The 22,759-nt window shown below is 70.0% G+C and carries 19 protein-coding genes; 11 read left to right on the plus strand and 8 right to left on the minus strand.

Annotation, left to right across the window (positions count from 1 at the left end; all coding sequences use genetic code 11):
- Nucleotides 1–154: 154 nt before the first annotated feature.
- Nucleotides 155–922, minus strand: a complete 768-nt coding sequence (gene fabI / locus AB0M36_RS30220) for an enoyl-ACP reductase FabI (RefSeq protein WP_364164260.1) — start codon at nt 920–922, stop codon at nt 155–157.
- A gap of 34 nt (nt 923–956) precedes the next feature.
- Nucleotides 957–1,661: a beta-ketoacyl-ACP reductase gene (locus AB0M36_RS30225; RefSeq protein ID WP_364164263.1), complete on the minus strand. Its 705-nt coding sequence runs from the start codon at nt 1,659–1,661 to the stop codon at nt 957–959.
- 633 nt (nt 1,662–2,294) lie between these two features.
- Between AB0M36_RS30225 and AB0M36_RS30230 the strand changes: the two genes are divergently transcribed.
- The 4 genes from AB0M36_RS30230 (at nt 2,295) to AB0M36_RS30245 (ending at nt 5,380) form a co-directional block, all read left to right on the plus strand.
- On the plus strand, nt 2,295–3,680 hold the full coding sequence (locus AB0M36_RS30230) for an AI-2E family transporter (protein ID WP_364164266.1): 1,386 nt from the start codon (nt 2,295–2,297) through the stop codon (nt 3,678–3,680).
- 159 nt (nt 3,681–3,839) lie between these two features.
- Complete coding sequence (locus tag AB0M36_RS30235) at nt 3,840–4,451, plus strand: HNH endonuclease family protein (protein ID WP_364164516.1); 612 nt, start codon at nt 3,840–3,842, stop codon at nt 4,449–4,451.
- Between the two features lie 30 nt (nt 4,452–4,481).
- A complete protein-coding gene (locus AB0M36_RS30240) occupies nt 4,482–5,075 on the plus strand; it encodes a DUF2267 domain-containing protein (RefSeq protein ID WP_364164269.1) in 594 nt (197 codons plus the stop codon).
- A 71-nt stretch (nt 5,076–5,146) separates the two neighbouring features.
- On the plus strand, nt 5,147–5,380 hold the full coding sequence (locus tag AB0M36_RS30245; protein ID WP_364164272.1) for a zinc-ribbon domain-containing protein: 234 nt from the start codon (nt 5,147–5,149) through the stop codon (nt 5,378–5,380).
- Nucleotides 5,381–5,386: 6 nt separating this feature from the next.
- Here the strand turns inward: AB0M36_RS30245 and AB0M36_RS30250 are convergent, their stop codons facing one another.
- The gene (locus AB0M36_RS30250; protein ID WP_364164275.1) at nt 5,387–5,818 is read right to left on the minus strand and encodes a universal stress protein; all 432 of its coding nucleotides are present in this window, start codon (nt 5,816–5,818) and stop codon (nt 5,387–5,389) included.
- Between the two features lie 189 nt (nt 5,819–6,007).
- Between AB0M36_RS30250 and AB0M36_RS30255 the strand changes: the two genes are divergently transcribed.
- Nucleotides 6,008–7,939: an MFS transporter gene (locus AB0M36_RS30255; protein WP_364164278.1), complete on the plus strand. Its 1,932-nt coding sequence runs from the start codon at nt 6,008–6,010 to the stop codon at nt 7,937–7,939.
- On the opposite strand, the gene AB0M36_RS30260 is transcribed toward AB0M36_RS30255, so the two are convergent.
- On the minus strand, nt 7,929–9,470 hold the full coding sequence (locus tag AB0M36_RS30260) for a methyl-accepting chemotaxis protein (protein ID WP_364164281.1): 1,542 nt from the start codon (nt 9,468–9,470) through the stop codon (nt 7,929–7,931). The two genes, AB0M36_RS30255 and AB0M36_RS30260, sit on opposite strands and share 11 nt — an antisense overlap.
- A 262-nt stretch (nt 9,471–9,732) precedes the next feature.
- On the opposite strand from AB0M36_RS30260, the gene AB0M36_RS30265 reads away from it, so the two are divergent.
- Nucleotides 9,733–11,352 carry a methyl-accepting chemotaxis protein gene (locus AB0M36_RS30265; protein WP_364164284.1) on the plus strand — a complete coding sequence of 540 codons (1,620 nt, stop codon included), beginning with the start codon at nt 9,733–9,735 and terminating at the stop codon, nt 11,350–11,352.
- A 100-nt stretch (nt 11,353–11,452) separates the two neighbouring features.
- Nucleotides 11,453–13,906: a bifunctional diguanylate cyclase/phosphodiesterase gene (locus AB0M36_RS30270; RefSeq protein ID WP_364164287.1), complete on the plus strand. Its 2,454-nt coding sequence runs from the start codon at nt 11,453–11,455 to the stop codon at nt 13,904–13,906.
- Nucleotides 13,907–14,088: 182 nt separating this feature from the next.
- Here the strand turns inward: AB0M36_RS30270 and AB0M36_RS30275 are convergent, their stop codons facing one another.
- Nucleotides 14,089–14,727, minus strand: a complete 639-nt coding sequence (locus AB0M36_RS30275) for a response regulator transcription factor (protein ID WP_364164290.1) — start codon at nt 14,725–14,727, stop codon at nt 14,089–14,091.
- Nucleotides 14,718–15,959 (minus strand): histidine kinase, encoded by a 1,242-nt coding sequence (locus AB0M36_RS30280; protein ID WP_364164292.1) that lies wholly within the window; start codon nt 15,957–15,959, stop codon nt 14,718–14,720. Before AB0M36_RS30280 ends, AB0M36_RS30275 begins: the two co-directional genes overlap by 10 nt.
- A 207-nt stretch (nt 15,960–16,166) precedes the next feature.
- Here AB0M36_RS30280 and AB0M36_RS30285 point away from each other — a divergent pair, with 207 nt between their 5' ends.
- From AB0M36_RS30285 to AB0M36_RS30295, 3 genes are all read left to right on the plus strand, one after another.
- Nucleotides 16,167–17,087, plus strand: a complete 921-nt coding sequence (locus AB0M36_RS30285) for an ATP-binding cassette domain-containing protein (protein ID WP_364164295.1) — start codon at nt 16,167–16,169, stop codon at nt 17,085–17,087.
- On the plus strand, nt 17,084–17,887 hold the full coding sequence (locus AB0M36_RS30290; protein ID WP_364164298.1) for an ABC transporter permease subunit: 804 nt from the start codon (nt 17,084–17,086) through the stop codon (nt 17,885–17,887). Before AB0M36_RS30285 ends, AB0M36_RS30290 begins: the two co-directional genes overlap by 4 nt.
- A gap of 217 nt (nt 17,888–18,104) precedes the next feature.
- Complete coding sequence (locus AB0M36_RS30295) at nt 18,105–19,463, plus strand: alpha/beta fold hydrolase (RefSeq protein WP_364164301.1); 1,359 nt, start codon at nt 18,105–18,107, stop codon at nt 19,461–19,463.
- Between the two features lie 20 nt (nt 19,464–19,483).
- Here AB0M36_RS30295 and AB0M36_RS30300 read toward each other — a convergent pair whose 3' ends face one another.
- The gene (locus AB0M36_RS30300; RefSeq protein WP_364164304.1) at nt 19,484–19,966 is read right to left on the minus strand and encodes a GNAT family N-acetyltransferase; all 483 of its coding nucleotides are present in this window, start codon (nt 19,964–19,966) and stop codon (nt 19,484–19,486) included.
- 30 nt (nt 19,967–19,996) lie between these two features.
- Entirely contained in the window at nt 19,997–21,163 is a 1,167-nt protein-coding gene (locus AB0M36_RS30305) for a HAMP domain-containing sensor histidine kinase (protein WP_364164307.1), read from the minus strand.
- Nucleotides 21,164–21,353: 190 nt separating this feature from the next.
- Here AB0M36_RS30305 and AB0M36_RS30310 point away from each other — a divergent pair, with 190 nt between their 5' ends.
- Complete coding sequence (locus AB0M36_RS30310; protein ID WP_364164310.1) at nt 21,354–22,604, plus strand: neprosin family prolyl endopeptidase; 1,251 nt, start codon at nt 21,354–21,356, stop codon at nt 22,602–22,604.
- Nucleotides 22,605–22,759 lie beyond the last annotated feature (155 nt).

Below are 22,759 nucleotides of genomic sequence, written 5' to 3' on the forward strand. Positions count from 1 at the left end.
GCGACTCTGCCCGCTCAAGCGCCTAAGGCGTGGTAGCCGCCTCGGCGCCCTCAACATCGGCGGGCGCAGTGCGACTCTGCCCGCTCAAGCGCCTAAGGCGTGGTAGCCGCCTCGGCGCCCTCAACATCGGCGGGCGCAGTGCGACTCTGCCCGCTCAAGCGCCTAGGGCGTGGTAGCCGCCATCGACGTGGACGATTTCGCCGGTGGTGGCCGGGAACCAGTCGGAGAGGAGGGCGCAGACGGCGCGGGCGGTCGGTTCCTGGTCGGTCAGGTCCCAGCCCAGCGGCGCGCGGTCGGCCCAGGCCTGCTCGAACTGTTCGAAGCCCGGGATCGACTTGGCCGCCATGGTGCGCAGCGGGCCGGCCGAGACCAGGTTGCTGCGGATGCCCTGCTTGCCCAGGTGCAGGGCGAGGTAGCGGGACGCCGATTCGAGCCCGGCCTTGGCGACGCCCATCCAGTCGTACACCGGCCAGGCCTTGGTCGCGTCGAACGTCAGCCCGATGACGCTGCCGCCCGCTCCCATCAGCGGCAGGCAGGCCGTGGCCAGCGATTTGTAGGAGTACGTCGACACCTGCAGCGCCGTCGCCACGTCCTCCCAGGGCGCGTCGAGGAATCCGCCGCCGAGGCAGCTCTGCGGCGCGAACCCGATCGAGTGCACCACGCCGTCGAGGCCGTCGACGTGCTCGCGTACCTTGTCGGCGAGCCCGGCGAGGTGCTCCGGGTTCGTCGCGTCGAGTTCGATCACCGGCGCCGGCGCGGGCAGCCGCTTGGCGATCCGCTCGACCAGCGACAGCCGGCCGTACCCGGTCAGCACGACGGTCGCGCCGTTCTCCTGGGCGAGCTTCGCCACCGAGAACGCGATCGACGCGTCGGTGATGATGCCGGTGATGAGCAGCCGCTTACCGGCCAGCAGTCCAGACACGCTCTCTCCTGAATTCTTCCGGTGATCCGTCGGGTCAGTGACCCATGCCGAGGCCGCCGTCGACCGGCACGACCGCACCCGAGATGTACGCCGCCCCGTCGCTGGCGAGGAACGTCACCGCCTGCGCCACCTCGTCGGGAGCCGCGAGCCGGCCGGCGGGGATCGCCTTGAGGATCTCCTCGCGGCGGGCGTCGGTCAGCACGTCGGTCATCTCGGTGTCGATGAAGCCCGGCGCGACGACGTTCGCCGTGATGTTACGTCCGCCCAGCTCACGGGTGATCGAGCGGGCCATGCCCACCAGGCCGGCCTTGCTGGCCGCGTAGTTCACCTGTCCGGGCCCGCCATAGAGGCCGACGACCGAGGAGATGAAGACGATCCGGCCCCACTTGGCGCGCAGCATCTTGGTGCTGGCGCGCTTGGCGCAGCGGAACGCGCCGGTCAGGTTGGTGTCCAGGACCCGGGTGAACTGGTCCTCGGACATGCGCATGATCAGCGTGTCGTCGGTGATGCCCGCGTTGGCGATCAGCACCTCGACCGGGCCCAGTTCCTTCTCGACCGTCGTGAAGGCGGCGTCGACGGCCGCGCCGTCGGTGATGTCGCACTGGACGCCGAACAGTCCGTCGGGGGCACCGCTGCCCCGGTGTGTGACGGCCACCCGGTCACCCTGCTTCGCGAACGCGCGGGCGATCGCCAGGCCGATTCCACGGTTTCCTCCGGTCACCAACACGGTGCGGGCCAACGCGCTGCTCCTCTACTCGCCTACTGCGGGATACGAACCTGTTGCGGGATACGAACCGCTCGCAGACTAGGCGTTACCAACCGGTAGGCGGAACCGGACGGACAACACGGCAGGGGTTGCGTCCCTCACTGTGCACCCGGGCGGTACGCTCGACGACGGTCCGAGAAGCCCGCACTACCGACGGAGGTGATCGCTGTGCGAGATAGCGATCCTCCCAGTCGTGGCCGGGCCGTTCGTCAGACCCGCTGAGCCCGCCCCGGTCCGCCACGCCCCGCGCGTGTGCCCGGCCGTGACGCGAGTTCCGGCCCGCTGACGCGAAACCCACCCGCTCCCGCCGTATCGCGGCTTCGTGCGTTTGTCCGTACGGAGCCCGGTGCCGTCGTGCCGCGCCGCGACGGAGCAGGGTGCCGGCCGCGACGCCTCGTGTGCGCACTTCTCCCTGTCGCCACTCGCCGGAAAGTCATCGCCATGCGCCGTTTTGTCGCTCCGCTCAGCTTCACGATCGCCGCCGCCTGGATCGTCGTGGTGTTCGTCCTCGTCCACAACGCGCCCTGAGAGTGAACGGTCCCGAAAGCGGGCAGGTAGGGGTCACCCGGCAGGTGAACTGCCGGGTGACGACCGGAGGTGTGCCCGATGACGTGGACCCAATCGATCAGGGAACGGGCCCGCCAGCGCCTCGCGGCCGCGGCTGCCCGCAACGCTCCGCCACCGTTCACCGTGGGGCCGGAACTGCAGGACACGGCCACGCCCGTCGTGGTGGTGCAACGCCCGTCGCACAGCGACGAGGTGCTGCCCCGCGGGGTGCGGACGGCCGGCGCCTGGGCCTGGCGGTTCATCCTGCTGGTCGCGGCCGCCTACCTGCTGCTGCGGGTGGTGGCGCTGCTGCGGGTGGTCATCATCCCGGTGGCGGTGGCGATCCTGCTCGCGGCGCTGTTCCAGCCGGTCGCGGCGGCGTTCGTCCGGCGCGGCGTGAAGCGCTCGCTCGCCGCCGGGCTGGTGCTCGTCCTCGCCCTGCTGCTGGTGTTCGGCGGACTGAGCCTGATCATCCGCACCTTCATCGCCCAGATCGACACCCTGTCGACACAGGTCAGCGACGGGATCAACGAGGTGCAGGACTGGCTCGCCCGAGGGCCGCTGCACGTCACCGATGCCCAGCTCAGCCAGTACGTCGAACGCGCACAGCAGGCCATCAGTGAGAATCAGGGCGCGCTGACCTCGGGCGCGTTGAGCACCGCCACCACGGTCGGCGAGGTCGTCGCCGGGTTCTTCCTCGTCCTGTTCGCGCTCTTCTTCTTCCTGCGGGACGGTGGCCAGATCTGGTCGTTCCTGTGCCGGCTGTTGCCGCGGGAGGCCCGCGTCGCGACCGCCCGGGCCGGCCACTATTCCTGGCACACCCTGGTGTCCTATGTGCATGCCACGGTCCTGGTGGCGTTCGTGGACGCGGTGGGCATCGGCATCGGCCTGTTCATCCTCCGGGTTCCGCTGGCCCTGCCGCTGGCCGCCCTGGTGTTCCTCGGCGCGTTCGTCCCGGTCATCGGTGCCACGATCACCGGCGCGGTCGCCGTGCTGGTCGCGCTGGTCGCCAACGGCCCGGTCAGCGCGCTCATCGTCCTGGCGATCGTCATCGCGGTGCAGCAGCTCGAGGGGCACGTCCTGCAGCCGCTCATCATGGGCCGGGCGGTGGCGCTGCACCCGCTCGCGGTCATCCTGGCGATCGCGACCGGCATCGTGGTCGCGGGCATCGTCGGCGGGCTGATCGCCGTACCGTTGCTGGCGGTGTTGAACACCGCCATCCGCTATCTCGTCCGGCATCCGTCCGGTGAGCCCACCCCCGACCGCGAGTCCCCGGGCACGGAGCCCACCGACGACGAGCGGGCCGAGGCGGAGGACCACCGCGAGGAGGCCGAGCGCCGCACGGACCCGGCGGAGCCACCGCCCGCGGACACCTCGGTCGGCGACCCCGGCGAGACATCTCTGGTTCACACGCCGGACACCGGCCGCAGTCCTTCGACCAGCTAAGACTCGAAGAAGATCCGTCGTATGACCGCAATGAGGTGTTCACACAAGCAACGCTTCGCCCGACACTGACTCCCATCTATACATCAGGTGACGCCGTTCACGGCGTCACCTGACCTCAGATGGGAGCCGGCCATGCGCCGAACCACCGCCCCGCTCGCCATGACCCTGGCCGCCACGATGGCCACCGTCGGCGCGGTCGCCATGCCGGCGTCGGCCACGCCGCCCGGCATTCCCAGCAAGGCGACCGCGCAGTCCCAGCTGAACGCGTTGACGGTGGCGGCGCAGGGCTCGACCAGCGGCTATTCCCGCGACCTGTTCCCGCACTGGAGCACCGTCTCCGGCAGCTGCAACACCCGCGAGACGGTGCTCAAGCGCGACGGCAGCTCGGTGACCACCGACTCGGCCTGCGCCGCCACCGCGGGACAGTGGTACTCCCCGTACGACGGCGCCACCTGGACCGCCGCCTCCGACGTCGACATCGACCACGTCGTACCCCTGGCCGAGGCCTGGCGCTCCGGCGCCAACTCCTGGACCACCAGCCGGCGCAAGAGCTTCGCCAACGACCTCACGCGGCCCCAGCTCATCGCCGTCACCGACAACGTCAACCAGGCCAAGGGCGATCAGGACCCCTCCACCTGGCAGCCGTCGATCGGCTCCTACCGGTGCACGTACGCCAAGATGTGGATCGCCGTGAAGTCCTACTGGGGACTCACCCTGCAGGCGACGGAAAAGTCCGCCCTGCAGACCACCCTGGACACCTGCACCGCGTAGATGGGATTCATTTGTTTCGATCCCTTGTCCGTGGGTATCTTCCCGGACCCGGGACACGGCCGGGCCCGCGAGGAGGTCGCGCCGATGGATCAGCTGGACGGGTTAACCCACATACAACAGCGCGCACGGCTGCACGGTCCCCACGAGACCCGCCGCGCGGTGCGCGCGGTCCTCGAGGCGTTGGCCGAGATCATCCCCTTCCCGGTTCTCTATCGGCTCGTGGCACGCCTGCCTCACGAGATCCGCCCGCGGCTGCCCCAGGCGGCCATCGCCGACCACGACCGCCCCGCGACGGGATGCCGCGACTTCATCAAAGGCATCGCCCGGCGCCTGTTCATCGAGGAGCCCGACGCCGCCTTCCTGGCCCGCGTGGTCTTCGAGCAGCTCAACACGAACAGTCACGGCCTCACCCCGTCGACCATCGCCTCGCTGGCCCCGCACGACCTGCGTCCGCTGCTGAACTCGCGATCACCGCATCCGTCGAGCGACCCGGCACGGACCCGGCACCGGACGGCGCCCGCGATCATCATCCCGTCGCCCCGCCGGGCCGCTCGCCCTTCCCACCCGCATCGCACCCGCCAGGGCGGCGCGTCCCGGCGCAGTGCCACCACCGGGCCGGCGTAACGCAGGTCAACACGGCTTACTCACCGCGCATCGGTGTGCGAACCCGCCCGGACCCCTCTACCGTGGCGAGGATGTTCATCCTCTTCGGGTTCCGCAGCCGCGACCGGCAGATCGCCATCCTGACCCTGGTCTGCGAGGTCTGCGGCGTGACCGCCGCTCAGGCGCTGACCAAGCGGACCACGAAGTTCACGCTCTTCTTCATCCCGCTCTTCCCCGTCCGGCCGGGCCGTCACCACCTGCAATGCACGCACTGCGGCGCCGTGCGGCCCGTAACCGGCCAGGACGCGGCACGCCTGGCGGCGTGAGGAAGGTCAACGGACGACGGTCACCGGGCATTTCGCGTACGCGGCGACGTGCTGGCTGACCGAGCCGAGCACCAGGCCGGCGAACCCGCCGTGCCCGCGTTCGCCGACCACCAGCAGGTCCGCCCTCGCCGACTCCTCGATGAGGACCTTGGCCGCCCTGCCCTGCTTGACCTGCGGTTTGACGAGCACCGGCGGCTCCTCGCCGAGTTCCTCCTTGATGACCTGCACCAGGTCTTCGGCGGTGCGTTGGCTGGGGTCGGGCACGTACCTCTCCGACACGCTGACGTTGCCGGCCGGTGGCAGCAGCGTGTGCTCCCACACGTTGAGGACCACCAGGTCGGCCCCGTGATCCGCGGCCTCGGCGGCGGCCCAGCTCAACGCCTTGCGGCTGCCGGGCGATCCGTCGACGCCGACCACGATGGTCTTCCATGCGCTCACGGCCGTCTCCTCTCCAGTGTCGACCGACCTCATGGTGAAGGCGATCCCGCCAACCCGCCATCCGAGCGCCCGGGTATTCCATGATGTGCGGCGACGGCCCCGCACCCATCGACAGCTGTTGCGGCCCTCCACCGGCGGGCTTAGCGTCGAGGCGCAGTGACGTGGATCACATAGGCCGAAGGGGTCGCCATGACCGCTACGACATCGGAGTCCGTCTCGACAGGTGTCGGCCCCGCCGAACGCAGGCCGCTGATGACCGGCACCGCCCTGCTGATGATGAACCTCGGCTTCTTCGGGGTTCAGTTCAGCTTCGGCCTCACCCAGTCGGCGGTGAATCCGCTCTTCCTGCTGATCGGGGCGGACCCCGACCAGCTGCCCATCCTCAACCTCGCGGGACCGGTCACCGGCCTGATCATCCAGCCGCTGATCGGCGCGATCAGCGACCGGACGTGGCATCCCCGCTGGGGCCGCCGCCGCCCGTTCATCACCGCCGGGGCGCTGCTCTGCGCCGTCATCCTGTTCGCGTTCCCGTTCGTCGGCGTCCTCTGGATCGCGGTGCTCTGCTTCTGGCTGCTGGACGCCGGAAACAACACCTCGATGGAGCCGTACCGGGCGTTCATCTCGGACCGGTTGCCCAAGTCCCAGCTGGCGCGCGGGTTCCTGACCCAGAGCATGTTCACCGGGGCCGGCGCGGTGCTGGCGAACCTGTCGCTGTTCCTGCTGCAGAAGGTGACGGCGCTGGAGAAGACCGCCGGCAACGGCGTGCCCTACTGGATGTACGTCTGCTTCATGATCGGCACCGTGTGCATTCTGCTGACGGTGCTCACGGCGATGGCGCGTACCAAGGAACTGACCCCGTCGGACGAGGAGCTCGCGGAGATCCGGTCCGCGCCCAAGGGCGTCCACCACGCCGTCATCGAGATCAAGGACGCCGTCAAGGCGATGCCGATCGCCATGCACAAGATCGGCGTGGTCTTCCTCTTCCAGTGGTACGCCATGTTCATCTACTGGCAGTTCCTGGCGGTCAGTCTCGGTGAGACCGTGTTCAACGCCACGCCCGAGCAGGGCGGTCCCGCGTGGGATGACGCGATCGCCTGGAGCGGCCTGGAGAACGCCGCCTACAACTTCGTCACCATGATCTCCGCGCTGTTCCTCGTGGGCTTCGCGCAGCGGATCGGCGCCAAGCGCGTGCACGCGATCGCCCTCGGCCTGGCCGCGGTGGCGCTGATCTGGCTGGCACGCATCGACAACCAGTACGTCGCGCTGCTACCGATGATCGGCCTCGGCATCTTCTGGGCCAGTGCGGTCGGCGTGCCGTACCTGATGGTGGCCAGCATGGTTCCGGCCAAGCGCACCGGCGTCTACATGGGCATCCTGAACATGATGATCGTGGTGCCCATGCTGATCGAGACCGTCACCTTCGGCTGGATCTACACCCACCTGCTCGACAGCAAGGGCAGCAACGCGATGACCCTCGCCGGCGTCCTGCTGGCGATCGGCGCCGTGGCGATGCTGTGGGTCAACCCGCCGGACGAGGCGGACGAGTCCCCGATCGTGCCGCTCGGTGGCAAGCGCAGCATCACCGTGTACGACCGGGTCGTGGTCGGTTCGGACGGCACCCCCACCAGTCTGTACGCCGTGGACCGGGCGGCGGAGGTGGCGCTGGCCGCCCAGGCGAAGCTGGTCGTCGTCACCGCCTACCGCGATGGCGACGCCGGCTCGGCCGCCAGTCCCGCCGAGGGCGCTCACCGCGACATTCACGGTGTCGAGGCGGCCCGCGAAGCTCTGGAGAAGTCGGTCACCGGCCTCACCCGGGAGCGGGCGCGCTACATCGAACAGCGGCTCGTCGCCGGGGATCCGGCGCAGGCCCTTCTCGACGTGGTCGGCGCGAACCCGGCGAACCTCATCGTCGTCGGCAACCGGGGACTGGGCGCGAGCCGGGGTCAACTCCTCGGATCGGTTCCCGGCGGCGTCGTGCGCAACGCCGTCTGCGACGTCCTCGTCGTGCAGACCTCCGCGTTGGACGAGGACCGCGTGTTCGCCCGGCAACCCAGCGAGGCCACCGCCGGTGCGGTCACCGACGATGGCCCCGAAGGAGAATCACCGACGCTCAGATCCTGAAGCGTTCCACGATCCGGCGCAGGTCCACCGACATGTCGGCGAGCTGACTGGCGGCCCGGTCGGCCTCGCCGACGCCGACGGTGGTGAGCTGCACGGAGTGGGCGACGTCCGTGATCGTCGAGGCGACCTGGCCGCCCGCGGTCGCCGCCTCGGCGACGTTGCGGCTCATCTCGTTGGTGGTCACGCTCTGCTCCTCCACCGCGGAGGCGATCGTCGTCTGGAAATCGCTGATCCGCGCGATGATCTCGCTGATCTCCTCGATCGCGGAAACCGCGCCGCTGGTGTCGGACTGGATGGCGGCGACGCGCCGACCGATGTCCTCAGTGGCCTTCGCCGTCTCCTGAGCGAGGTCCTTGACCTCCGAGGCCACCACGGCGAAGCCCTTGCCCGCCTCGCCGGCCCGGGCCGCCTCGATGGTCGCGTTCAGCGCCAGCAGGTTGGTCTGCTCGGCGATCGCGGTGATGACCTTGACCACGTTGCCGATCTCCATCGACGACTCACCGAGCTTGGCCATCACCCCGGTGGTGGCCGCGGTGACGTCCACCGCGCGGGAGGCGACGCCGGCGGCCTGGGTGGCGCTCTCGCCGATCTCGCGGATCGACGCCCCCATCTCCTCCGCGCCGGCGGCGACGGTCTGAATGTTCGACGACATCAGCGCCGCGGACTCCGCGACCGACCCGGCCTGCCGCGCGCCGGCCTCCGCACCGGCCGCGCTCTCCCGGCTGGTGCGGGTCAGCGAGTCGGCGGCCGTGCCCAGCTCGTTCGAGTGGCGGGCCAGGTCGCCGACCGCCGTGCGCAGCGTCGTCATCGCCCGGCGCAGGCTTGCGGCCATCTGCCCCAGTTCGTCGCGCTGGTCGACCTGCGCGTCGCGGCTCAGGTCACCATCGGCCATGGCGTCCAGCACGCTCGACACGCGCCGCAACGGGCCCAGGATCATCCGGGACACGACCAGCGCCAACGCGACCGCGCACGCCACGGCGATCACCAGCGCGACGAACACGATGGTGCGGGTCGTGTTCACGGTGGCGTCGAACTCGCTCTCGGCCACCAGCGCTTTACTGGCCCGGGTGATCTCCTCACCCATGGCCGTCTCGTACGCCTTGCGCAGGTCCCGGTTGGGGCCCATCGCCTCGGTCACCGCGGCCGCGCGGTCGGTCTCGAACGTGGAGAACTCCGAGGTCAGCGCGGCAAACCATTTGTCCGTCGCGGCCTGGATCTTGTCGACGGTGGCCTGCTCGGCGGGGCTGCCGAGCGACCGCGCGCAGGCCAGATTCTCGTCGACCGACTTCTTACGGCCCGTCGCCTCGTCGCGGAACTTGGCGTCCCCACCGATGAAATAGCCGCGCTCGTCGTTGGCGGCGGCCTTCGCGCCCAACGCGGCGGCGTTCAGACAAGAGATGTACGGAACGGCCCGCTGCAGCTCATGCGCGCGGGTGGTCTTCAGGTCGGAGATTCCGACCAAGCTCAGCACCCCGGTCAGCACCGTGCCGGCGATCGCCACGCCCGCTACCGCCAGGATCTTCACCGACACGCGGCGGTCCCGCACCCAACTTCCAGCCCCCACCGCTGCCCCGCTTTCGTTTCCGGCCCGGCCGATCGCCCGGCAAGGTGTGAATCGGCGGCGTGGAACGGAAAAATACGTAGTTCACCGAATGTTAAGCCGGAAGATTGTTCTCAGGTGCGGGATCGGGCTAACCGCGGGCGCCGGCACACCGTAATGCCGCCCTCAGCTCATCGCTGGCCAGGCCGAAATAGCAGGTGCACATCAACACCGTCCCAGGGAGTGAGCGGCCATGCGTCGGCGCCTGAGGAACCTGTCCGTCGGCACCCGGCTGGGCGTGGCATTCCTCGCGGTGTGCCTTCTGATGGCCGGCGTCGCCGGGGCCGGGCTGTGGGGCGCGCGCCGGCAATCGACGCTGCAAGCCGACATGGTGCGCCTCAACGCCCTCGTCAAGCAGGTCACCGAGCTCCGGTTCCTGGACAACGACATCAACGGCTGGCAGGGGTACGTCTGGGGCGAGGTCATCCAGTGGGGCGTCGAATACACCGACGGCACCAACCCGGACACGAGCCGGTGGGGCCTGCTCCAGAGCAAGGCCCAGGTGCTGAAGCTGCTCGACTCGCTTCCCGACGACCAGCTCACCGAGGCCGAAAGCGCCGAGGCGGCCCACCTGGGCGCGCTGTTCACCGCTTACTTCCAGCAGGACGACCAGTTCGTCGCGGAGCTGGCCAAGGGCACCGAAGCCGGGCGCACGAAGGCCTGGGACATGCTCTACGCCGAGCTCTCCGAGTCCTGGTCCGCCCTGCTGGCGTCGACCGAGAAGATCATCGCCTCGGTCACCGCCCGCGCCGAGAAGATCACCCGGCAGGTGCAGGCGGTCACGCGGTTCGTCTACATCGTGATCGGCGTCGCCGCCGCCTTGGCCGTCCTGGCCGCGCTCCTGCTGAGCCGGCTCGTGACCCGCTCGGTGGTGAAGCCGCTGCACCGCTGCATCCGGGTGCTCGGACGGATCGGCCAGGGCGACCTGACCGCCCGCACCGGCCTCGACGCCCTGGACGAGACCGGTCGGCTCGGCCGGTCGGTCGACGAGACCGGCGAGGCGCTGCACCGCACCGTCCGAGCGCTCGGCGACAGCGCCACCGCGCTCGCCGACGCCTCCACCCGACTCACCGCCACCAGCGACCGGCTCTCCGCCGACGCCACCGACGCCGCCGGCCAGGCGGGCACCGCGTCGACCGCCGCGGACGAGGTCTCCGGCAACGTGCAGGCGGTGGCCGCCGGCGCCGAGGAGATGGGCGCCGCCATCTCCGAGATCGCGCGCAGTGCCAGCGTCGCCGCCGGCGCGGCCGCCCAGGCGGTCGACATCGTCGCCGTCACCGACACCACCATGCGCCGCCTCGGAGAGTCCTCCGCGCGCATCGGCACCGTGGTGGAGCTGATCACCAGCATCGCCGAACAGACCAACCTGCTCGCCCTCAACGCCACCATCGAATCCGCCCGCGCCGGCGAGGCCGGCAAGGGCTTCGCGGTCGTCGCCGGCGAGGTCAAGGAGCTGGCCCAGGAGACCGCCCGCGCCACCGCCGACATCATCGCGCAGGTCAACGCCATCCAGACCGACACCGGCGCCGCGGTCGAGGGCATCGAGCGGATCGGCGCCGTGGTCGGCGAGATCAACAGCCAGCAGGTGACGATCGCGGCCGCCGTCGAGGAACAGAGCGTCACCGGCGCCGAAATGAGCCGCGGCATCACCGAGGCGGCCCGGGCCAGCACCGACATCGCCGCGGCCGCCGACGCCGTCGCCGTGGTCACCGGACGCACCCGCACCGAGGTCGAGGAAGCCCGCCAAGCGGCCGACGAACTCGCCCGAATGTCCGCCGATCTGCGCCACCTTGTCAGCAGCTTCCAGTACTGAGCCGAGATCTCGGCCACCCGACAGGCGTCAGCGCTCCCTGCCGTCCCCCGCGATCCCGGCGGATCTCTCAGGTGCCGCTCCCCCGAGCCGATGGCGGAATGTGCAACACGGCAGGCTCTGGTGGCTGTGGCTGACGGTGGGAGTGCTCGCCACCGGCGGCTACTTCCTCCTGCCCACCGGCGGCCTCGCCAGCAACGCCACTTACAACGCGATCGGCCTGGCCTCCGCGCTCGCCATCCTCCTGTCCGTCCGGCTGCACCGACCACCGAACCCGGCGATGTGGTACTGGTTCGCCGCCGCAGAGATCATCTGGGTCATCGGCGACATCGTCTACGAGTACTACCTGTTCGTTCTGCACCAGGATCCGTACCCGTCGGCGGCCGACGTCTTCTATCTCGTCGCGTACCCGATGTTCTGGATCGGATTGAACCGCATGGCCCGCGGCAGCACCGGGCGCGACCTCGCCGGCCTGCTCGACGCCGCCATCCTGGCCACCGGTCTCGGCCTGGTGTTCTGGGTCGTCATCGTGGAGCCCCTCGCCGCCGACTCCACCAGTTCGGCGCTGGTCCGCGGCGTCACCGTCGCCTACCCGGCCGCCGACGTGATGCTGCTCGCCATGCTCGCCCGACTGGCCTTCGGCGTAGCGTCCTGGACACCCACCATGCGCCTGCTGGCCATCGGCGTGGTGATGCTGCTCGTCGGCGACGCCGGCTACTCAGCCCTCGACCTGTATTCCGAGGCCGACAGCACAATCTGCGACGCGGCGTTCCTGCTGTCGTACGTGATGTGGGGCGCCGCCGCCCTGCACCCGTCGATGCACCCCCGGGTCGCCCTCGCCCGCACCGAACCACGGATGACGATCGGGCGGATCCTGCTGCTGGCCACCAGCTCGCTGCTCGGCCCGGCGCTGCTGCTCGTACCCGCCATCGGCGGCAACGTCCGCGACCGGGGTGCGATCGCGGTCGGCGCGATCGTGCTCTTCCTGCTGGTGCTGCTGCGCATGTCCGGCTTCGTCGGCCAGGTGCAACGCCAGGCCGGCCAACTCGCGGACGTAGCGATGCGCGACGACCTGACCGGCCTGGCGAATCGCCGGCGTTTCGAACGCGACCTGGGCACGGCCTTGCAGACCGGTGGCCGCCCGGTCGTGGCACTGCTCGGCCTCAACGGCTTCAAATCCGTCAACGACCAGCTCGGGCACGCCGTGGGAGACAAACTTCTGATCGCCGTCGGCGAGCGCCTGTCCGCCGGTGTGGACGGCCTTGCCCTGGGGGCACGCACGGGCATGGACAGCCGCGCCCCGGCGGCATATGCGGGCGTGAACGGCCTCGCCTTGGCGGCACGCACGGGCGGCGACGGCCGGGCTTTGGTGACTCGCACGGGCGGGGACGGCCTCGCCTTGGCGGCACGCACCGGCGGGGACGGCCGCGCCCTGGTGGCGCGCACGGGCTTGGAGGGCCGCGCCCTGGTGGCGCGCACGGGCGGCGACGAGTTCGCCATCCTGATCACCGACGCGACCAGCGAATCCGCCGGCGCCGTCATCGAGGTCATCACCGCGGTCCTGCACGACGCCTTCCACGTCGGCGGTCACGAACTGCTGGTCAACGGCAGCGTCGGCATGGCCGACGCCACCCCCAGCGCATCCCACCCTTCCGACGCCGCCGACGCCATGGAATTGGTACGCCGCGCCGACATCGCCATGTACGCCGCCAAGACCAGCGGCGAGTCCTGCCGCTGGTACGCCGAGGAGCTGGACCAGCGGGCCGGCGAGGAGGCCCGGCTCGGCGCCGAACTGCGCACCGCCCTGGACGCCGGGCAGTTCCGGCTCGTCTACCAGCCCATCGTCGAACTGCCGCACGGGCGGATCGTGGCCGTGGAAACCCTGGTCCGCTGGGACCACCCGGAACGCGGGCTCGTCAGCCCCGCCGACTTCATTCCGGTGGCGGAACGCAACGGCCTCATCATGGAACTGGGCGCCTGGATCCTCCGCGAGGCCTGCCTGCAGGCGGCCCGCTGGCACGCCGAACTGGGCCCCGTCGGACCGGACCGGATCAGCGTCAACGCGTCCGCCCGCCAGCTCGCCCACCGCGGCTTCGCGAGCCTGGTGGCGTCGGCGCTGGCGGACAGCGGCCTGCCCGCCAGCCGGCTGACCATCGAGGTCACCGAGACCGCCGTCTTCGCGGGCGGCCAGGCCGTCGACACCCTGCACCGGCTGCGCGACCTCGGCGTACGCATCGCGCTCGACGACTTCGGCACCGGCCACTCGTCGCTCGGGCTCCTCCAGACGGTGCCGGTCGACGTTCTGAAGGTCGACAAGAGCTTCGTCGACACCATCACCATGGCGGGCCGGCACGCGGTCATCGCCACGGCCCTCATCCAGGTCGCCGACGGACTGGGCCTGACGGCCGTCGCCGAGGGCGTGGAAACCGCGGAGCAGGCGGCCGAGCTCGAACGCCTGGGGTACCGGCTTGCGCAGGGCTACTACTTCGGTAGGCCCGAGCCGGAACCGGACTTCAGCCGCAACCGCGACGACGCCGTACGCCAGGCCGCGACCTGACGAAAGTAGGGGAGCCCATCGCCGCCCAGAGCAACATGTCATGGACGGCCACACCGCTACCGCCGGCGTGATCCGATGCCGGAAACCCATCAGCCTTCCCAGCCTTCCCAGCCTTCCCAGCCTTCCCAGCCTGCCGAGGCGATGGCGTGTGGATCGGCGCGGACGCTCTGCCACGATTGCTCCTAGGCACCGAGGTACTTGAGCACGGCCAGCACCCTGCGGTGATCCGTGTCGGTCGGCGGCAGATCGAGTTTGGTGAAGATGCTGCTCACGTACTTCTCCACCGCGCTGTGACTGACCTTCAACGCCTCCACGATGCCGCTGTTGGAACGGCCCTCCGCCATCAGCTTGAGCACGTCCTGCTCACGCGGTGTCAGGCGTCGCATCGGGTCGTGGCGGCGCACCAGCAGTTGGTTGATGACTTCGGGGTCCAGCGCCGTGCCGCCCGCGGTTACCCGGCGCAGCGCGTCGAGGAAGTCCGTCACGTGCCCGATCCGGTCCTTGAGCAGATACCCGATGCCGCTGGTGTCGATCGAGAGCAGATCGGTAGCATACCGCTCTTCCACAAACTGGGAGAGCACACACACCGCGATCTTCGGGTATTGCCGGCGGATGACGAGCGCGGCCCGGATCCCCTCGTCGGTGTGGGTCGGTGGCATCCGCACGTCGACGACCACCACATCGGGTCGGTGCACGTCGACGGCGGTCAGCAACTGGTCGGCGTCGGGCACCGCAGCGACGACCTCGAAGCCACCGTCGTTGAGCAGCTTCGTGAGACCGGCACGCAGCAGAACCGAGTCTTCGGCTAGCACTACCCGCATGGGATAGACACCGTAACGGTCGTAGGACCTCCCCGTGGACTCACCACCGTCAGACTTCCGTCGACGGCCGCCGCCCGTTGCGCCAGTCCGCGTAGCCCTGTGCCGACTCCGTCCGCCGTGGCGCCGCCCCGGCCGTCATCGGTCACCGTGATGACCAGCAGATCGCCGACGTGTTCCGTGACGACCTCGGCCCGGCTGGCGTTCGCGTGTTTGGCAACGTTGGTCAGCGCTTCGGACACGGCGAAGTAGGCGATCGCCTCGACGCTCGGCGAGCAGCGCCGCGCTACATCGACCCGAAGCTTCACCGGCAGGGGCGCTCGCGCGACGACGCCGGAGAGCGCCGCGTCGAGTCCCCGATCGTTGAGCACGGCCGGGTGCAGCCCGCGCACGAAGTCACGCAACTCGGCCAACACGGCCATGGCCTCGTCGTGGGCTCCGGCGATGACCTCCTGGACGTCCGGTGGCCGGTCGGTGAAGGCAGCGCGGGCCATACCCAGGTTCATCGCCAGCGAGACGAGGCGCTGCTGCACACCGTCGTGCAGGTCGCGCTCGATACGGCGTCGTTCGGCATCGGCGGCGACCAGCAGATCGGCTCGGCTGCGCGCCAGCGACTCGACGCGCACCGCGAGCTCCTCGGCGTGACCGGGGCCCAGCAGGCGCCGAGCCGCGGCCGCGTCGACCCCGGCAATGCCGCGGGCGACCCACGGCGCGGCGAGCAGCAATGCCATGGCGCCCCCGAACCACAGCAGGAGGCCGGCCCCGGCCAAACGGTCCGCCGACAGGGCTGCGAGCACCGGGGCCGACCAGCAGAGCACGACCACCACCCCGCCGAGGCCGCCCAGCAGCGGGGCGAGCAGATGGTAGGCGAACTGCCGCCAGGCGGTCCCGGTGGTCCACGGGTGGAGGATCCGGTGCCAGCCGGTGCCCGGGTCCGGTCGCGGCGCGGCGATGTCGAGGCCCAGCACCGCTCGGAACCGTTCCCGTTGCATCGCGCTGAGGAACCGCACGCATCCCAACATCGCCAGCGGGCCGGAGACGGCGACGGCCGCGTACAACACCGGCAGCGTCCAGTGACCGGTCGGCCCCTCGACGAGGCTGGCCACCGCCGCCCACCAGAGCAGGCCCACCAGCCAGATCACCGCGCCCGTCGCGGCGCTGAAGAGCATGCCGGCCACCACGTGGAAGGTCGCCCGCCAAGCTTCCGGCGAAGAGAGCGATCGCAGAACGATCACAGGGCCGGACGACAGGGTGTGCGTCACGACGTCGTTCCCGCTGAGTTCATGCGTTCACGGTAGGGATCGCGGCGGCGGTCGGCCATCGGGCAGACCGCATGCCAGGGGTGTGGTTAACCCCAAGCTCGTACGGCTGACAACCCCAGTTACAGCGCGGCGCCCCGCTGGCAGCGTCAACGTCAGCCGACCACCCGAGGAGCGAAAGCGATGATCGAGGCACGGAGCCTGACGAAGAGATACGGCGGCAAGCTTGCCGTCGACAGACTAAGTTTCACCGTCCGTCCGGGCATGGTCACCGGCTTCCTCGGCCCGAACGGTGCCGGCAAGTCCACCACCATGCGGATGATCCTCGGGTTGGACACGCCCACGGACGGTTCGGTGCGGGTCAACGGCAAGTCGTATCGGGAGCACTCCGCGCCTCTGCGGGAGGTCGGCGCGCTGCTGGAGGCCCGCTCGATGCACCCCGGCCGCAGCGCGTTCCACCATTTGCTCGCGCTGGCCCGCACCAATGGCATCCACCGCTCGCGGGTCGACGAGGTCATCGCGGCGGTCGGCCTGTCCGACGCGGCACGACGGCGGACCGGCAGGTTCTCACTCGGCATGGGGCAGCGGCTCGGCATCGCCACGGCGTTGCTCGGCGACCCACACACGATCATCCTCGACGAGCCGCTGAACGGTCTCGATACCGAAGGCATCCGCTGGGTGCGCGCGCTGCTGCAGAGCCTCGCGGCCGAAGGCCGGACGGTCTTCGTCTCCTCCCATCTCATGAACGAAATGGCGCTCACCGCCCAGCACCTCATCGTGGTCGGCAAGGGTCGCCTGATCGCCGACACCGCGACGGCGGAGTTCACGCGGGCACACAGCCGCAGCATGGTGCGGGTACGCACCACCCGCCCCGAGGCGCTCACCGACAGGCTGGCAGGACCCGACGTCGAAGTCTCGTCCGATCGGGGCGGAGCGCTGGTCGTGACCGGTTTGACCACCGACCAGATCGGACTGGCCGCCGCCGCGGCCGGGATCACGCTCCTCGAGCTGACGGCCGAACCGTCCTCACTGGAAGAGGCGTTCATCGACCTGACCCGCGACGCGGTCGAATACCGCGCGGGCACCGTCGGAGCGCGGTCATGACGAACCCTTCCCTTACCCTCTACACCCGCGAGCAGCGAGTCACCCAGCTTCGGGTCATCCGGTCGGAGTGGACGAAGCTGCGCTCGCTGCTGTCCACGATCTGGTGCTTGGCGGCCACGGCCGCGCTCGTGGTGGGCGTCGGGTCGGCGTATTCCAGCCTGCGTGTCGCTCGCCCACCGGCCGATCCATCCACCTTCGACTCCACCTCGGTGAGCCTCGCCGGTGTCCAACTGGCGCAATTGGCGATCGGTGTTCTGGGCGTGCTGTTCGTGACCGGTGAATACGCCACAGGATCGATCAGAGTGAGCCTGGCGGCGGTGCCGGGCCGCCTGCCGATGTTGTGGGGCAAGGCGATCACCTTCGGCCTCACCACCGCCGTGGTCGCCGTGCCGACCGTGCTGGTCGCGTTCCTCGCCGGTCAGTCGATCCTGGCCGCCGAGAACCTCGACACCGGCCTCGGCGAGCCCGGCGTGTCCAGGGCCGTCCTCGGCAGCGCGTTGTTCCTCACTGCGGTGGGCCTGCTCGGGCTCGGCCTGGGCGCTCTGCTGCGCAACACCGCCGCTGGGGTCTCGGCGTTGTTCGGACTCCTGTTCGCGCCGCAGCTCCTGCTCGGGCTGCTGCCAGAGTCGATGTCGGATGCGGTCTACCGGTATCTGCCGACCCCGGCCGGCACGGCCGTCAGCGGCGTCCATCAGGACCCGTTCACCCTCGGCCCGTGGGCCGGATTCGGACTGTTCTGTCTCTATACCGCAATCGTGCTCGGACTCGCCGCGTGGCAACTGCGCCGGCGGGACGCCTGAGCTTCCATCCCGCACCGTTCAGGAGAATTCGATGAAACGACCACGACGCAGCGCGGTGCTTGCCGCAGTAGTGGCCGCGATCGCGGGACTTGGAATGGTTCCCGCCACGCTGGCCGATGCTAAGCAGGACGATAACGGTGGGCTCGCACGATTCCACCGCCAACACATCGACTGGAAATCTTGCCAGCGTGGCGCCGACGACACCGACGGACACGCATTGGACGAAGCTGGCGTGCAGTGCGGCGAGGTCCAGGTCCCATTGGACTACAGCCGGCCACGAGGACGCACCATCACGGTCGCCATCGCCCGCAGCAAGGCCACCGACCTGGCCCACTACGCCGGTCCGCTGATCTTCAATCTGGGCGGCCCGGCTAACCCGGTGCTCTCCACCGTCCCCGAAGCCAGGCAGGGAATGGGCGAGACCGGCGCCAGATTCGACATCATCGGCATGGACGTCCGCTTCTCTGGGCGCAGCACACCGATCGATTGCGGCTGGCCCGCCAGTTGGCTGCCACGCTCCGCCGGCGCCGACCGGGAGAGCTTCGACCGAATGGTCACGCTATCGAATGACCTGGCCTCACGGTGTGCCCGCGTGAACGCCGATCTCCTGCCCCATGTGTCCGCGGAGAACGCTGCCCGCGACATGGACGTCGTCCGGGCCGCACTCGGTACGCCGAAGTTGTCCTTCCTCGGCTACTCGCAGGGGAGCTACCTGGGAGCGCAATACCTGACGCTGTTCCCCGAGCGAGCCGGGCGGATCGTCCTCGACAGCGCCATCGACCCGAACCGCCCCGGCGTGGCGAGTCTGCGCGGCCGTGCGACTGCCGCGCGCCATGAGGCGGCACTTCGGGAGTGGGCCGAATGGGCCGCGACGCACGACAAGCGTTTCCACCTCGGGTCGACGGCCGGCCAGGTGCTCAGGACGGCGAACCGGGTGTACCTGGCCGCCGCCCGCACCTCACTTCGTGTCGGCCCCTATTCGGTCGACGACACCGTCATCCCCGGTGTGATCGCCAATCTGCTGGTCGACGACAGCGAGGAGAACAGCCTCGAGCTGGCTGCCACTCTGCGGGTGCTGGTGCGCGCGGCCGATACCGGAAGCGCCGAGCCCACGCCGGCCCTGGCCACCACGCTCGCTGGGCACCTCACCGGCCGGGACTCCGCGCAGCGCAGCGCGGCGACCGCAGTGTTGTGCGGAGACTCGCAGAGGCCACGCAACGTCAAGGCTCATTGGCGCGACGTCGAGGCGGCGCGCGCCGAGGCACCGATGTTCGGCCCGTTGAGCAGCAACATCACGCCGTGCACGTTCTGGCCACACCAACCGCGGGAGCGGCCGGCCCGGATCAACACCGGGGTGCCGGCATTGATCGTCCAGGCCGCCGGGGATGTCCAGGCGACGGTGGAGATGGGCCAGGCCATGCACCGGTCCCTCACCGGTTCCCGCATGATCACCCTGGCCGCCGCCCGCGACCACGGCGTCTACCTGTTCCGTGGCTCCGAGTGTGTCGATACGGCCGTGAATACCTACCTCGTCACCGGCGACCTGCCGGCGGCCGACCTGACCTGCGCCCGATAATGCTCGCTCAAGCATCCCTGCTAACCGTCCAGGGACTTCCTCATCTGTTGTGTGACGACGCCGTATCCCGAGGTCTCGTACAGCTGGATTGCGGCGGCGTTGAAGCCGAAAACGTTGAGCTCCAGGGATTTCACTCCCCGCGACCGTACGACGTTCTCGGCCGCCGAGAGCAGGGCCCGGCCGTAACCCTTTCCGCGGTGTGCTTCATCGACCTCGATGAAGTAGATGAATGCGCAATCGGGGGTGCCACGTGGGTACGTCAGTCCCAGCCATACCGAGCCCACCGGTGTGCCGTCGGGCTGGAGCCCCTTGAGGAAGAGCATGCCCGCGGTGGCGAAGCCGTCCGGAAGCACGTCACGACGGGCCTTGCGCGCCAGCTCCGGGGCGGCCTCGGAGGACCAGTTACCGACGGCGACGTGCGATGCCGCCAGCAGGCGGGTGGTCTCCTCGTTCCATTGCGCGAACTCATTTTCCCGCATCGGGCGCGCGATCAACTCAGGCATGCTGGGATGCTGGCACACCGTGATCGAGCGCTAGTGACCAGGAGTCGCCTCGGATGCGGCGGGAAAGGTCACGATCATGCGGGTGCCGGGGTCACCGGGTTCGTAATGCGCCTCTCCGCCGTGTGCCTGAGCGAGCTCACGCACGATCCACAGCCCGAGGCCTACGCCTTCACGGTCACCGGCGCCGAAGCGGGTGAACAGACGTGTCCTCAGGTCTTCGGGCACGCCTGGGCCGTGGTCGCGGACCTCCAGGCGGTCCGTGGTCCCGTCGCTGGTGATCGTCACGGTGACCGGCGCCCTGCCGTATCGCAGGGCGTTGCCCACCAGGTTGACGACGATCTGCTCGAACCGTTCGCGGTCGACGCACAGGGTGAGGTCGTGGGGGATCTGGACCCCTACGTCGGCCGAGCTGACGTAGGACAACGCCGCCAGGACCGCCTCGCGGGCGGATGCGGGTTGCCGGTCAAGCCGCAGATGGCCGGTGGTGTCGATGCGGTTCAGGTCGAGCAGTCCGGTGGCCAGACGGTCGATGCGCGACGTCTGGCGCAGCGCCGCGTCGACCATCCGCGCGGTGTGCCCGGTTGCGCCCTCCCGCAGCTCCTCGAGGGTCATCTGCACGGTGGCCAGCGGCGACCGTACGTCGTGGGCGAGGGTGCCGATCATGGCGGCACGCCAGCTCTCGATCCGGGTCAGCCGCTCGCGGTCTTCGCGCAGGTGCCGCGCCTGAGCCTCGATCAGCAACGCGACGGCGAGGGCGACCGGCAGCAGAATGAGGGCGCTGCCCAGCACGACCGGGGGTTGGGCGGTGACGATCAGCGGAACGACGTATGCGATAGCCGCCGGCGGGGCCAGGGCCAGCAGGATCCAGCGCGGGAAGTGCAGCGCCGCCCAGGCGTAGAGCAGCACCAGGAAAGGTCCCGTACCGGTCGCGACGCCACCGAAGGCCCAGGTGGAGAAGCCGAGGACGGCGAAGCCCGGCAGGGCGAGGAGGGCGGGGCCGCGGCGCGACCACCGGTGCCACGGCAGCATCCACGCGAGGCCGGCGAGCACGAGGTCGGCGGCCGCGATCAGCAACAGGTCGCTGCCACGCCGCGGTTCGTTCGGGATGCCGACGAGTGCGAGCGTCCCGGCGAGGGCGAAGAGCGCGGCGGACTGCCGGGCCGCGATGCGCGGTCCGGACCCGAAAAGGCGCTGCATCCGTGGACGGTTGATAGTTGCAGGATATATCGGACAAATCATTCGGTGGGCCGCGTCGGGGCAGGGGCCGGACGGTGATCCATTAACTCAGCCGTTCAGCTCGAATGCGGACCCGGGCGCAGCCAGATCCATCCAGGTCGTTGTATGGTCACCGACGCCTCAGCCATTGCCGATGAACGAGGACTGACACGTGTCGAACACCCGCCGCGGCTGGCTGGCCGCGGGCCTCACCACCACCGTCGCCGTTTCCATGAGCGCCGGCTGGAATCTCAACGCGTACGCAGAGGAAGCACCGCCCCCAGTCGCCGCCGAAGCCGGCGAGCCCGTGCCGCCCGCCCTGCTGCCCTGGGGCGAACAGCCGTCCCGCCTGAAGCGCGCAAAGGCCGGCGTCAGCAGCGCCGCCGTCGCCGCCGCCGGTGCGGACGCCGCGCCGGCCGAGGCCGGCGAGTCGCGCGAGCCCGAGCCGGTCTACGCGCCGAAGGGCAGCGTCCCGCTAACCGGATCGCCGGCCCTTGCTCAGCCCGCGCAGGCACAGCCCGCCGCCCAGCCCGCGCAGGCACAGCCCGCCGCCCAGCCCGCGCAGGCACAGCCCGCTGCCCAGCTCGCGCAGTCCGCCACCAAGCTCGCGCAGTCCGCCGCCAAGCAGGCGCTGTCCGCCGCCAAGCCTGCGCAGTCGGTCACCCAACCCGCGCAACCCGCCGCCAAGCTCGCGCAGGCGCGCCCCGCCGACGAGCCCGCGCCGGCGTCCGCCACCAGAGGCGACCGAAACAAGGCCGGTAAGGCCGGGGCGTTCTACCACTACGCGGCGGGCACCCAGATCGGTGCCACCGATGGGACCTCGGCGAACCTTCACATCGCCAAGCCCGAGCTCGCCGCGGCCGACGCCCACACGCTGACCGAGATCGCGGTGCAGTCCGCGGACAGCAAGCAGATCGTCGAGGTGGGGTGGACCGTCGACCGCAAGGTCAACGGCGACGACGACCCCCACCTGTTCGTCTTCTACTGGAAGGACGGCAAGCCGGCCTGCTACAACGCCTGCGGGTTCAAGGTCTACAGCCAGGCCACGATCAAGCCCGGCGCCACGCTGCCGACCGGGGTGCAGAAGAGGTTCGGCGTCCAGCGCTCCGGCTCGAACTGGTGGATCGCTTACGACTCGGAGTGGATCGGCTACTACCCCGACGACCTGTGGAACGGCAGCTTCACCCGGGCGGGCGCGACCCAGTGGTTCGGCGAGGTCGCCTCCGCCACCGAGGAAACCTGCACCGACATGGGCAAGGGGCTGCCTCCGACGGACGGCACGGCGTCGCGGATCGGCACGATCCAGATGGTCAACGGGCCCGATCCGAACGCGTCGGTGCACAGCACCAGCCCGCACTACGGCGTCCTGTCGCTCAGCCCCAGCACCTTCCGCTACGGCGGACCGGGCAGCGGCCCCTGCTGACGAGTCGGCCAGGGGGCACGGCCTGACCCAGGACTCACAACGGTCCAGGGAACGGGACTGCTCACCCACCTGCGGCTACAGGCACCGCGTTTGCCGGCGGTCTTACCCGACAGCACCCATCAGAGGCCGGCGTCGCCGGTCGCGCGGGCTTCCTC

The sequence above is a fragment of the Actinoplanes sp. NPDC051346 genome, from assembly GCF_040682215.1.
GTDB lineage: Bacteria > Actinomycetota > Actinomycetes > Mycobacteriales > Micromonosporaceae > Actinoplanes.